The organism is Sulfitobacter sediminilitoris, from assembly GCF_010667575.1.
Classification (GTDB): Bacteria; Pseudomonadota; Alphaproteobacteria; order Rhodobacterales; family Rhodobacteraceae; genus Sulfitobacter; species Sulfitobacter sediminilitoris.
The window spans coordinates 18,522-29,942 of sequence record NZ_JAABNT010000003.1; the positions used below are offsets into that span (position 1 = coordinate 18,522).

Genomic DNA, 11,421 nt, shown 5'->3' on the forward strand with positions numbered 1-11,421 from the left:
GGGTCTATGACAGTTGCAGGGGAACCGGCAAGAGCGCTGCTTAGGCTGCGTCCTTTTCGCCGATCACTTTCGTCAGCATCTGCGCATATGTCTCGGCCCCTTGCGCGCCGGTCAAAAGATAACGTCCGTCAAAAACCATCGAAGGAACGCCAGAAACGCCGCGTGATGTCCAGAACTGCTGGTGCGCGCGGGTCTCTTCTGCATGACTGCCCGTTGAAAGAACCTTTGCCGCTGCCTCGCGGTCCAAACCGACCGATTCTGCCACGTTTAGCAAAACGTCGATGTCCGACACATTCTGACCTTGGGTGAAATGCGCATCAAACAGCGCCATCTTCAGGGGGTGTTGCAGGCCCTGCGACTGTGCCCATCCCAACAGCTGATGTGCTGCGAAGGTATTCACGATGCGACTGTCGTCTGAGAAATTGAAAGTGATGCCAAGCGATGCGCCTAGGTCCGTCAACATCTTGCGATTCTGCGCTGATTGTTCCGGTGTGCTTCCGTATTTTTCCGCAATGTGTTCGGTGAGATACTGACCTTCGGTTGGCATCTGGGGATTAAGTTCGAAGGGATGCCACCGGATATAGGCGCCAGCCCCGACCAACCCCAAAGCCTGTTCCAGCTGCCTGAAGCCGACGATGCACCATGGGCACATCACATCCGAGACGATGTCGATTTGAACGACGGGCCCATCGGTCGGGGTTTCGGCGTTTGTCATGCTAGACCTTTCTGACGTGTTCAGGTGCCAAGGTCGGGAATTCCGGACCCTGTTTCAAGGGGAACCCTCAATTTCGGACGTGATCGCGCTTTGGCACCCGCAAAAGCTGTGTTAACTTTCCAATAATACCACGATTCATTTTTCACGGAGCGTATTGATGTATTTCAAGATGATCACAGGGGCCGTACTTGGCGCCTCACTTGCCATAGTTCCCGCAGATACAGCCAGGGCGGATGCCGGCGACTTTATCGCGGGTGCCATCATTGGCGGCATTGTAGGGGCGAATGCCAAGAAACAACGCAGTTCAACCAACCGGACCTACAGGAAGAAGACGTATCGTTCGACGATCCCGTCCACACAACAGGGTCGGAGTATTCAGGCATCGCTGAACTACTTTGGTTTTGATGCAGGTAGCGTAGACGGTCAGTTGGGCCGCAAGAGCCGAAATGCGATTTCCCAATATCAGGCCTATCTTGGCTATCCGGTTACGGGACAGCTGTCAGCGTTTGAACAAAATCTGCTGATCTCAAGCTACAACCGGGCTCAGGCAGGTGGCTATGCTGTTCAGCAGCAAGTTGCGGCCACTCCGGACGGCACGCGTGGTTTGCTCAAGACGTACCGGGCCGAGATGGCGGGTCAGTCGCCCGCTGGTGTGCCTGCGCCTCAGACGACAATCGTTGCTGCACCGCAACCTGCGCCGCAGCCCGTGCCGGTACCGAGTACAACTGTGGCCGCAGCACCACTTGGCGCGGCTGCAGGACTTGCCGCTGCAGTGGCGCCTTCGACCGGCTTGCCGAATTTCATGGGCGCGGGAACGCAGGCCTCTCTTGCCTCGCATTGCAACACCGTCTCGCTGATCACCAATACCAACAGTGGTTTCACCACTTTGGCCAGCATGTCTGACCCCAATGTGGCGATAAACGAACAGTTCTGCCTTGCACGCACCTATGCCATTGCCAAATCTGAAGAACTGGTGAGTCAAATTCAGGGATTTACCCCCGATCAGATCGCCCAACAGTGCGAAGGATTTGGACCGGCGATGAAAGACTACGTTTCGTCGTTGTCGCTCAAGCCGCGTGATGCGGTCGTGGCGGATGTGTCTTCATTCATCCTGACCACCGGTATGTCTCCGGCGCAGCTGGCCGGAACCGCACGGATTTGCATGGGCGTCGGGTACCGGACGGATAACATGGATGTGGCCGTTGGATCGGCGCTGCTGCTCTATGCGATGGGCGAGGGTGTCTACGGTGAGTTGATGGGCCACCACCTGAGCCAGGGCTTTGGTCCAGCCAAGCGTGTGGACATGGCGACAAGCTGGTATGATGCGGGATTGGCAGCTGTGGATGCGGGCGCTGCTGCTGTTTTCGTTCCCGGTCAGCCAGAACGGACGGAGTTGATCCGTGCCGCTGCCCAGCGAATGACGAACGGCGGTGCGGCAGGGAACTTGCCCCAGCCTCAGCCTGCGTCAAGCACTGGCTTGCCGACATTTTCAATCAGCGAATAACACCGCTGGTCGACGCGAAATCAACCAACCCCGGCGCCTAGCGGCGCCGTGTTCTTTCGTACTTTTTTGCTCTTGAGAACTGCGGCGTTCCCCGCTACACCCTCGCCACCAACCATGGCTTGCGGTCGTGGCGGAATGGTAGACGCGCAGCGTTGAGGTCGCTGTGGGGTAATACCCGTGAGAGTTCGAGTCTCTCCGACCGCACCACTTTCTAACAAGGCTCAAAATCTTGCGCAGCAGAGTGCTTCGGCCTTTTGCTATGACAGTGCCGAGAGCCAAAACCAGACAGTCAGAATCGAGCTTGCCGTGGCGATCAGCACAGCTGATGCCGCTACTCGGCGGGCGCGGCCATACATATTGGCAAAGATATAGGCGTTGAACCCCGGCGCCATGGCTGCCGTTAAGACCCCCGCGCGGAAAAGTTCAGGCTCCACTTCCAATGCTTTGCCCATGCTCCAGGTGATCGCCGGATGAACCAGCAATGCAATCGCGCAAACCATCGCGATGGTTTTCATATCACCTTCAGGCCGGTACTGGATCAGGACGCCGCCAAGCGCAAAAAGGGCGGCGGGCAGGGCCGCGCGCACGATCAGCGACAGCGCGTCATCGACCACGTCGGGGATGGCGATACCGCTGATGTTGACCGCAAATCCGGCAAGGATCCCAAGCACCAAGGCATTCCGAAACATCGCGCGGCTGACGGAGCGGACCAGGGTGAGCCCCGACTGCCCCCGGTTACGAACGATTTCCATCACCGTGATGCCAAGGCCGTAACAAAAAGGCGAATGGAAGGCGATGATCGCATAATTCCCCGTCAGGGAATCCGGGCCGTAGGCACGTTCGGATATCGGCAATCCCAGCAACACAGAGTTTGAGAAGAGCGCACAGAAGCCAATCGCAATACAGTCCTCCCAGTCGCGTTTGAAAAACACCCGCGCACCGGCAATCCCCAGTGCAAAACTCATGGCCGCGCCAGAGTAAAAGCTGAGCAACAAGCGCGGATTAAAAGAAGTGCCGATGTCGATGTAGGCAATGGCCTGAAACAGCAGGCAGGGGATGGCGAAGTTCTGCGTGAACCGCATCACGCCGTCGATCCCTTCTATAGGGAACAGCCCGCGCCACACGGCGACATAGCCGAACCCGATGACCAGAAAGACCGGCAGAATGACATCAAGAAGGGTTTGCACGTGCGGGCCTTGGATTTGGCCGACAGGACGGCACTGTTAGATCAGAGAAGGTAGGAAATCAGGAAATTGGGAAGGTCAGCACCATCCCGTCATAAGCCGGGGCGATGTGATCGGGCGTTTCGGCAGCTATGGTACGGTAATCCAGATCATTGTGCATGTTGGTCAGTACGGCGGATTTTGGTGCCATGTCTTTGATCCAGCCAAGGGTTTGATCAAGGTGGCTGTGCGTCGGGTGCGGCTCGCGGCGCAAGGCGTCGACGATCCAGCAGGTTAGGTTCTCAAGGTGTGGCCACACGCCGTCAGGAATGCTTGCCACGTCAGGCAGATACGCGACGTCGCTAAACCTGAAACCCAGCGCATCCATTCCGCCGTGTTTTACAAGAAACGGCGTAAAGGTCAGTGATCCGCCAGGCCCGTCGATGGCCACGTCGCCATCAATGTCATGCAGGTTCAGGATCGGTGGGTACATGGACCCTTCGGGCCGGATGAAGGCATAGCCGAAGCGATCCAGAAGCGCTTGCTTGGTGGGGGCATCCGCATAGACGGGCAGACGTTCGCGCATATTGATGACAATCATCCGCAGATCATCGAGGCCGTGCACATGGTCGGCATGGGCGTGCGTATAGAGCACCGCGTCCAGGCGACCGACGTTCGCTTCCAGCAGCTGATTGCGCATGTCGGGGGAGGTGTCGATCAGGACAGTGGTCGTGCCAGCGTCAGTTACCCGTTCCACCAGAATGGAGCATCGCTGTCGCCGGTTGCGCGGCTCCTCCGGGTCGCAATCGCCCCAGTGACCGCCCAGGCGCGGCACCCCTCCGGATGAGCCGCAGCCAAGGATGGTGATCCGTAGTTCAGCCATCAGGCAGCCGCCTTGTACTGGGCGGCCTTGGCGAACAAGCGTTCAAAGTTTGCCTGTGTTTGCCCGGCGAATTGGACGTAATCGATCCCGAAAGTTTCGGCCGCGCGACGGGCGGTATGCGCGGTGTAGGCTGGTTCATTGCGTTTGCCCCGGTGCGGCGGCGGCGCAAGATAAGGCGCATCCGTTTCCACCAGTATCCGGTCCAGCGGCGCCGCGGCAAAGATGTCGCGCAGCTCATTCGATTTCGGAAATGCGGTGATGCCCGACATGCTGAGATAAAAGCCCAGATCAAGCGCGGCCTTGGCCAGATCGGCGGATGAGGAAAAGCAATGCATGACGCAAGAATATGCGCCGTTTCTGTATTCCTCGGTCAAAATGCGGGCCATGTCATCATCCGCGTCCCGTGCGTGGATGATCAGTGGCAAACCGGTTTGACGTGCTGCGGCGATGTGAATGCGCAGGGAGGTTTGCTGGATCTCCGCACTTTCCGCTGTGTAATGGTAGTCTAATCCGGTCTCGCCAATCCCGACCATCTTGGGGTGCTGCGTCAACGCGATAAGATCATCGGCGCTGACTAGAGGTTCGGTGGCGGCAGACATTGGGTGTGTGCCCGCGGCAAAGAAAACGGGGGCATGGGCTTCGGCGATCGCGCGGACAGTGTCCACGTTCTTGAGTTTCGTGCAGATCGTCACCATGCGCGTCACGCCCGCTTCGGCTGCGCGGGCGATCACCTCTGGCAGGTGGCCCTCGAAGTCAGGAAAGTCGAGATGGCAGTGGCTGTCTGTGATCTGGGGTACGTCGGTCATGCCTGTCCGTGAATGCTATTTTGGCGCGCAATCGGCTATCTTCAGCAGGGTATCTAGGACCAGTGCGGCAGGGTCAAGGTTGACCGCCAGCCCGTGCTGGGCCCGGGCAGATATCTCTTGGGCCAGATCGGCCCACTTGCGCCCCTGATACGCAGAGGGAGACAGCCTTTTCATCACCTCAGCTTCGCCCGGTGCCGCTTCTGTTGCGGGTGGTGCGCCGGTGGCACCGGTCCGGGCAAGGCGGCTGAGCATCAGATCAATCAGCGTGAAAAGCAGGGCCAGCTTTTCCTCAGCACCGCGTTGGGCCGCTGCTTCGGCCAGTTTGATGGCGCGGGCGCGGTCCATGCGGGGCAGGGTCGACATCAGGCCCATCAGTTCTGCATAGATGTTGAGACCGCCCATCAGCGACAAGCGCAACGCGCCACCAACAGATCCACCGGACAAGGCGGCAAGGGCTGCTGGGTCGCCTTCGACGGCCACGCCGGAGGCATCCAGCGCTTCGGCCATCTGCGCAGGCGTCAGCGTGTTCAGCCGCAGGGTGCGGCACCGCGACCGGATCGTCGGCAGGAGGCTGGAAGGCTGGTGGCTGAGCAAGAGAAGCGTGGCGCGCTCAGGCGGCTCTTCCAACATTTTCAACAGAGCATTTGCTGCGTTGACGTTCATCTCATCCGCATCATCAATGATCACGACTCGCCTGCCACCGTCGGTGGATGACATCTGAAAAAAGCCGTTCAACGCGCGAATATCATCCACCACGATCTGCTTGCGCATCCGCTTGGTATCCGGGTTCATCGTGCGTGTGATGGCCTTCAGCCCGCCTTCGCCGCCCGATGCAATGCGGCGCGCAACAGGGTGATCTGGATCGATGTCCAGCGTTGTCGGCTGGGGTGCTGCGAACATGCCGCCATCGTCATCTGGGGTTGCCAGCAGAAACCGTGCAATGCGCCAGGCCAATGTTGCTTTGCCCACACCGCGCGGACCCGTCAGCAACCAAGCATGATGCAATTTGCCCGCGTTGAACGCATCCAGAAACGCCGTCTGCGCCGCATCTTGCCCGATCAGACGCGGGGTTTCTCGCGGGTGAAGGGCACCTTCGATGCGGTCAGGCTGTGGGACATCGTCGCTCATGGGGCGGGTGTAGCACGTTTGCATGCAGAGGGAAGATGGGTGCCGTCAGGCATTCAGACGCTTTGCCACTGTGCGCTGAACATCTTCGGCGACGTCCTCGATGGGGCGCCCCCCGTCTATGGTAACAAACCTCTCCGGGAACTCTCCCGCTAAGGCCAGAAAACCATCCCGCATCGCCTGCTGCAGTTCTTCGCCAAAGTCCTCGAACCGTTCCTCCACCCCTTGTCGGGACAGGGCCCGAGATAGACCTTTGGCTGGATCCATATCGATGAGGATCGTCATGTCCGGTTCAATTCCAATCATCAGGCGGTGCAGTTCATCGACCAAGCCGCGCAGATTGCCCCGCGACAGGCCCTGATACATGCGTGTAGAATCTGCGAAACGGTCACAGATCACAACTTTGCCCGCATCCAGTGCGGGTTGAATGGTGCGTTCCAGGTGGTCACGCCGGGCTGCGGTGAACAGCAGGATTTCGGTGCGGGCGGACCAGCGGTCAGGATCACCTTGCAAGACAAGCGCGCGAATTTCCTCAGCCCCAGGAGAGCCACCGGGCTCGCGGGTCAGGACGACATCGCGGCCTTGGGCGCGCAGATGCTCAGCCAGAAGCCTCGCCTGCGTGGACTTACCCGACCCGTCAATGCCTTCAAAGCTGATAAAAAGGCCGTCCGTTCTCACGAAGCGTCCTGAGGCCCGGCGTTCAGTCGGGCCAAGAGGTGTTTGGCAGCCGCCGTCACCTTGACCATGAAACCGCCCACCGGCACAGTTTCAGCCGCAACAAGCGGCACCCGGATTTCCGGCAGATCTTCACGGGTCAGGATCAGTTCGGCCAAGGCATCCCCCTTGGCAACCGGGGCGCGGAAGGGACCAGTATAAACGATCTCCCCTTCCAGGCCGCCGCTGGCACTGATCGGGGTCAGGACGGACAGGTCTTCGGCCAGTTCGAGACCGACAGAGGTTTGCATGCCCATCGAAACCGGTGCTTCGGCAAGTTGCGTACCTGCCGTGCCCAGCGTCTGTTGACTGAATTGACGGAAGGCCCAATTGACGATCGATTCCGATTCGCGCGCACGTTCTGCGACAGTCTGCAGACCTGAAATCACAAAGATCACGCGGCGGTCCCCCTGCCTTGCGCTGCCAACCAGACCGTAGCCCGCTTCCTGCGTGTGCCCGGTCTTGAGACCGTCTGCGCCGATGTCCAGCGCCAGTAGCGGGTTGCGGTTAAAGCGGTTCGCGCTTTCGTTCTCATCAAACAGGAACTCACGTTCGGCGAACATTGGATAGAACTGGGGGAAATCGCTGATCAAGCGGTTCGCCAGCAAACCAAGATCCCGCATCGACATGCGGTGCCCCGGTTTCGGCCAGCCGTTTGAGTTCATGAACGTCGAATTTGTCATCCCCATCTGCTGGGCGCGCATGGTCATATCGCGGGCAAAGCGGGATTCCGTACCTGACAGCGCCTCTGCAATCACTACACAAGCGTCATTGCCGGACAGCACGATGATGCCCCGCAGCAGGTCTTCGACTGACACACGCTCGCCTTCCTGCAGGAACATGGTCGAGCCGCCGTAGCGCGCCGCTTCTGATGACACCAAAAGTTCCTGATCCAGCTCCAGCCGGCCCGTCGATACGGCCTCAAACGCCATGTAGAGCGTCATGAGTTTGGACATAGACGCAGGCGGCAATGGCTCATCGGCGTTCTTGGACAGCAAGACGGTACCGGTGGTTTGGTCCAGCACATAGGCTGCCGTCGCCTTGGTTTCGAAGGCGGCAGCGGAAAAGGTGGTTAGGATCAGCGCCAGACTGGCAGCAATAAGGCGGATCATGATTTGTATATGCTCCTGTCAGATATCAGTTCGTCACGGCATAGGCATCAGAGAAACCTTCGGCCTTGATTGCCTTGAGTAGACTGTTCAGTTCGGATTTGTTCGTGGCAGGGCCAACCAACACCCGCCAAAACGGTTTGCCGTTGATCTGCGATTTCTTGACTGTCGGGATGATGCCTGCGCCGCGCATCTGCTTGGCGACGCGGTCCGCATTCCCTTCGATGCTGAAAATGCCGATCTGAATGAAAGGTTTGGCCAGCGACGAGGCGGGTTTTGATGCAGGCGCGGGGGCTGCAGCAGGTTTGGCAGCCGCTGTAGCGACCGCAGGTGTCGTCGGGGCCGCTTCAATCGCCGCGCCCGCAGCCGCGATCGGATCAAGCGATGTTTCGGTCACTTCGGCAGGGGCAGCGACAGTGTCGGCCGGGGCCGTGGTCTCCTCGGTCGCTACCGGCTCTTCGGCTTCTTCCCGGCGTAGGGCTGTCACGTTCAGGGGCGCAGGCGCACCGGCCAGAATGCCAAGCGAGGCAGCCGCGTCCGAAGATATCTGCAACTTGGGGCCAGGCAAATCACGTTCCTTACGGAACAATGCGCCGATGACGAATTTGCCGTTGGCTTCGTTGCGGATGATCACCCGCTCCGGTTCGGACACATCCGGATGCGCCACCCAAACGCCACCCAGTGACGGGCGTCCGTCCCAAAGCCCCTGATCGGTCGCGGAGAACACCTCCGGTGCCTCGACATCACGCTCGATCAGCTTCTTCGATGCGGTAGTGCCCTCTGTGCTTGTTGCCTTGCTTGCTTGTGCGAACGGCAGTCTGAACTGTCCCGCATCGTCACATGCACCCAAAACCGCCAACGCCAGCAGGCTGCTGCCGAACGCACTAATTGTTCTTAGGTATCGCCGCCCGGTGGGGGTGCGCGGGTTGTCCATGGGCCTGCTCGTCATGGTTTCATCCTTGCCTGCGGGCCGTTCCCGGCCTCATTTTGCCGTCATTCACGGCACACCTAAGGGTCCTCTGAGGAGGATCTTGGCGGCACTGTAACCTGCATAGGCCTACCTGAAAAGACTGAACGCCCCGGTGAGCAATTTTCAGCATTGATGAGAAAGATGCGTGCACCTGCATTTGCATGTTTGCCGAATCGAACGCAGCAGATTAGGAGAGGCGGACTGCGGAGGTTTGGCAGAGTGGTCGAATGCACCGGTCTTGAAAACCGGCGGGCGTGAGAGCGTCCCCAGGGTTCGAATCCCTGAGCCTCCGCCAGAGCACCATATCAAAGTGCTTACTTCATTGGTTCCAGTTTGAGGGCTATGACCGTTTTAGGTCAGCTTCCGACGTAGCAGGGCTGATTTCCATCTGGTCATGCGCCTAAACGCCACTCATCCAAAGAGCTCGTCATTCGCCTTTCGCGGCCATGAAGTCGGTCGCGTTGGTGGCGCAGTCATGACCAGTCTTCGGATCGAATCCCCAGCTTTTGAAGGCGCGAGTAAAGCGTTGTCGGGCGTATGTCCAACAGGCTGGCGGCACCGTCTTTGCCCGAAACGCGCCCGCCTGCCTCTTTCATGCAGGCGATTGTGTTGGCAATGCGGATCTGTTCGATATCGGCTTCCGTCAACAGAGCAGATGTATTTCGAACCGCGGGCGCAGCGGGGTTGTTGATATCAATGATCAGCTTGCCGGATTGGGACACAATCGCACCGCGTTCGATGACATTCGCCAACTCGCGCACATTGCCGGGCCAGTCATAACTTTGCAGCTTGCGCATGATGCCTTCGGTCACAATGGGCTGGCGGCGGCCAAGCCGTTTGCATACCAGCCTGAGCAGATGCGCCACCAATGGCGGAATGTCCTGGGGCCGTTCCCGTAACGGGGGGCAGTGAATTGGAAACACATTGAGGTAGAGAAACAGATCCTGCCTGATCCGGCCCGCCTGTACCTCGCGCTCCAGATTGCGGCTGGTTGATGCGATCAGACGCACGTCGAGTGCGCGCATTCTGTCGTCGCCCATGCGTGCGACTGCGCCGTTTTGCAGGGCATCGAGCAGTTTGGCTTGCTGTTCGATGGGAATATCGGCGATTTCGTCCACATAGAGCGTGCCGCCGTGGGCCAGCTCAAGTTTGCCTGGCTTGTCCTTCAATGCGCCACTGAAAGCACCACGGACATGCCCGAACAACTCACTTTCGATCATCTCGGCTGACACTGCGCCGCCCCGGAAATGAATGGGCGGCCTGCGGCTTCGGCTGCTGTCATTGTGGATCGCCGTTGCAACCAGTGATTTTCCTGTTCCGCTTTCACCGGTTATCAGAACGTTTGCATCGGTCCGCGAGACCAGTTCGATCTGAGAGATGAGGTATCGGATCTGGGGTGAGTGGCCTATGATATCATGGTGCGCGCGTTCAATGTTGATGGCTTCTTGCAGGTACGCGTTCTCTTGCATCAGCTGGTCGCGCAAGGCGGCCACCTCATCCATCGCATCGCGCAGCTTGCGTTCATTCTCCCAACGCTCTGTGATGTCGCGAAAGATCACCACAGCGCCGACCAGAACAGGTCCGTCGTAGATCGGGGTTGATACGTATTCGACGCGGATCGGTTTGCCATCCTTGCGCCAAAAGACTTCATCCTCGATGCGATTGACCTGCTCATAGCGAAAGGATTGATAGATCGGGCAGTCATGTGACGGATAGGTTTCGCCATTCAGGTGATGATGGTGGATCATCGAGTGAATGTCTCGGCCCAACAGGTCTTCGGCCGTCCACCCCAGCATTTCCTGCGCGGCGCGGTTTAAAAAGGTTGTCTTGCCGTCCGCGTTGACACCATAGATACCTTCCCCTGCGGCATTCAGGATCAGTTGATTTTCGCGCTCAAGGTCAGAAAAGAACGCCTGCGCGCGCTGCCACTCAACCAGTCCGCCGCTGTAGATGCGGGCCGCGTCGGATTGTTCTGCACGGCGCTCGAAGGCTTGCAGGTCGACGATATTCAGCAGCAGCACGTCGGCGCCATCCAAGGTCAGTATGCGCGCATTGATTTCACAATTGAGCGGTTGATGCTGGCTGTTTTGTAATGTCAGTTCACGGGTCCATGCAGCGCCCCGATGACACACCTCATCGACGAATACGACGAAAGCGGCGAAGTTGCTGGCGATGCGGGTCGAGAAAACTGACCCGACCAGCCCGTTGTCTTCGAACAAGTGTTCAGCATCCCGCGTTGCCGCGCAAATGCGGTCAGTGGCGGGATCAATTATGACCGTCGCACCAAATGCTCCGGCAAGGGCAGAATCGTATGAAGCAGCGGAATCCTTCATGTCGCGAGTATTCTGCATCAGTGCACTTGCAGCAATACGATATTTCGTAATTTACGAATTATCGTAATACTGTTTGCGGGGAAATATTTATCAAGTAAC

General features: G+C 58.6%; 10 protein-coding genes and 2 tRNA genes. 3 read left to right on the plus strand and 9 right to left on the minus strand.

The window, feature by feature from the left end; all coding sequences use genetic code 11:
* Positions 1-40 precede the first annotated feature (40 nt).
* Positions 41-715 (minus strand): DsbA family oxidoreductase, encoded by a 675-nt coding sequence (locus GV827_RS05615; protein WP_164352775.1) that lies wholly within the window; start codon positions 713-715, stop codon positions 41-43.
* A gap of 157 nt (positions 716-872) precedes the next feature.
* On the opposite strand from GV827_RS05615, the gene GV827_RS05620 reads away from it, so the two are divergent.
* Entirely contained in the window at positions 873-2,219 is a 1,347-nt protein-coding gene (locus GV827_RS05620) for a peptidoglycan-binding domain-containing protein (protein WP_235930258.1), read from the plus strand.
* 121 nt (positions 2,220-2,340) lie between these two features.
* Positions 2,341-2,426, plus strand: a tRNA-Leu gene (locus GV827_RS05625).
* Between the two features lie 50 nt (positions 2,427-2,476).
* Here the strand turns inward: GV827_RS05625 and GV827_RS05630 are convergent.
* From GV827_RS05630 to GV827_RS05660, 7 genes are read right to left on the minus strand one after another with little or no spacing between them, the layout of a single operon-like run.
* Positions 2,477-3,406 (minus strand): AEC family transporter, encoded by a 930-nt coding sequence (locus GV827_RS05630; RefSeq protein ID WP_164352777.1) that lies wholly within the window; start codon positions 3,404-3,406, stop codon positions 2,477-2,479.
* 58 nt (positions 3,407-3,464) lie between these two features.
* The gene (locus GV827_RS05635; protein ID WP_164352779.1) at positions 3,465-4,265 is read right to left on the minus strand and encodes an MBL fold metallo-hydrolase; all 801 of its coding nucleotides are present in this window, start codon (positions 4,263-4,265) and stop codon (positions 3,465-3,467) included.
* On the minus strand, positions 4,265-5,071 hold the full coding sequence (locus GV827_RS05640; protein ID WP_164352781.1) for a TatD family hydrolase: 807 nt from the start codon (positions 5,069-5,071) through the stop codon (positions 4,265-4,267). Before GV827_RS05640 ends, GV827_RS05635 begins: the two co-directional genes overlap by 1 nt.
* Before the next feature lie 15 nt (positions 5,072-5,086).
* On the minus strand, positions 5,087-6,199 hold the full coding sequence (locus GV827_RS05645; RefSeq protein WP_164352782.1) for a DNA polymerase III subunit delta': 1,113 nt from the start codon (positions 6,197-6,199) through the stop codon (positions 5,087-5,089).
* Positions 6,200-6,244: 45 nt separating this feature from the next.
* Complete coding sequence (gene tmk, locus GV827_RS05650; protein WP_164352784.1) at positions 6,245-6,874, minus strand: dTMP kinase; 630 nt, start codon at positions 6,872-6,874, stop codon at positions 6,245-6,247.
* On the minus strand, positions 6,871-8,022 hold the full coding sequence (locus tag GV827_RS05655; protein ID WP_164352786.1) for a D-alanyl-D-alanine carboxypeptidase family protein: 1,152 nt from the start codon (positions 8,020-8,022) through the stop codon (positions 6,871-6,873). The genes tmk and GV827_RS05655 overlap by 4 nt, the downstream gene beginning before the upstream one ends.
* A gap of 25 nt (positions 8,023-8,047) precedes the next feature.
* Positions 8,048-8,968, minus strand: coding sequence for an SPOR domain-containing protein (locus GV827_RS05660; RefSeq protein WP_235930259.1), 921 nt, complete (start codon positions 8,966-8,968; stop codon positions 8,048-8,050).
* A gap of 226 nt (positions 8,969-9,194) precedes the next feature.
* Here GV827_RS05660 and GV827_RS05665 point away from each other — a divergent pair.
* Positions 9,195-9,284: transfer RNA gene (locus GV827_RS05665), tRNA-Ser, on the plus strand.
* 178 nt (positions 9,285-9,462) lie between these two features.
* Here the strand turns inward: GV827_RS05665 and GV827_RS05670 are convergent.
* Positions 9,463-11,322, minus strand: a complete 1,860-nt coding sequence (locus GV827_RS05670; protein WP_164352787.1) for a sigma-54 interaction domain-containing protein — start codon at positions 11,320-11,322, stop codon at positions 9,463-9,465.
* Between the last annotated feature and the right edge of the window lie 99 nt (positions 11,323-11,421).

Coding starts and splice junctions, on each gene's coding strand:
- GV827_RS05615 (WP_164352775.1), bottom strand. CDS start 715: ATGACAAACGCCGAAACCCCGACCGATGGGCCCGTCGTTCAAATCGAC.
- GV827_RS05620 (WP_235930258.1), top strand. CDS start 873: ATGTATTTCAAGATGATCACAGGGGCCGTACTTGGCGCCTCACTTGCC.
- GV827_RS05635 (WP_164352779.1), bottom strand. CDS start 4,265: ATGGCTGAACTACGGATCACCATCCTTGGCTGCGGCTCATCCGGAGGG.
- GV827_RS05640 (WP_164352781.1), bottom strand. CDS start 5,071: ATGACCGACGTACCCCAGATCACAGACAGCCACTGCCATCTCGACTTT.
- GV827_RS05645 (WP_164352782.1), bottom strand. CDS start 6,199: ATGAGCGACGATGTCCCACAGCCTGACCGCATCGAAGGTGCCCTTCAC.
- GV827_RS05655 (WP_164352786.1), bottom strand. CDS start 8,022: ATGATCCGCCTTATTGCTGCCAGTCTGGCGCTGATCCTAACCACCTTT.
- GV827_RS05660 (WP_235930259.1), bottom strand. CDS start 8,968: ATGACGAGCAGGCCCATGGACAACCCGCGCACCCCCACCGGGCGGCGA.
- GV827_RS05670 (WP_164352787.1), bottom strand. CDS start 11,322: ATGAAGGATTCCGCTGCTTCATACGATTCTGCCCTTGCCGGAGCATTT.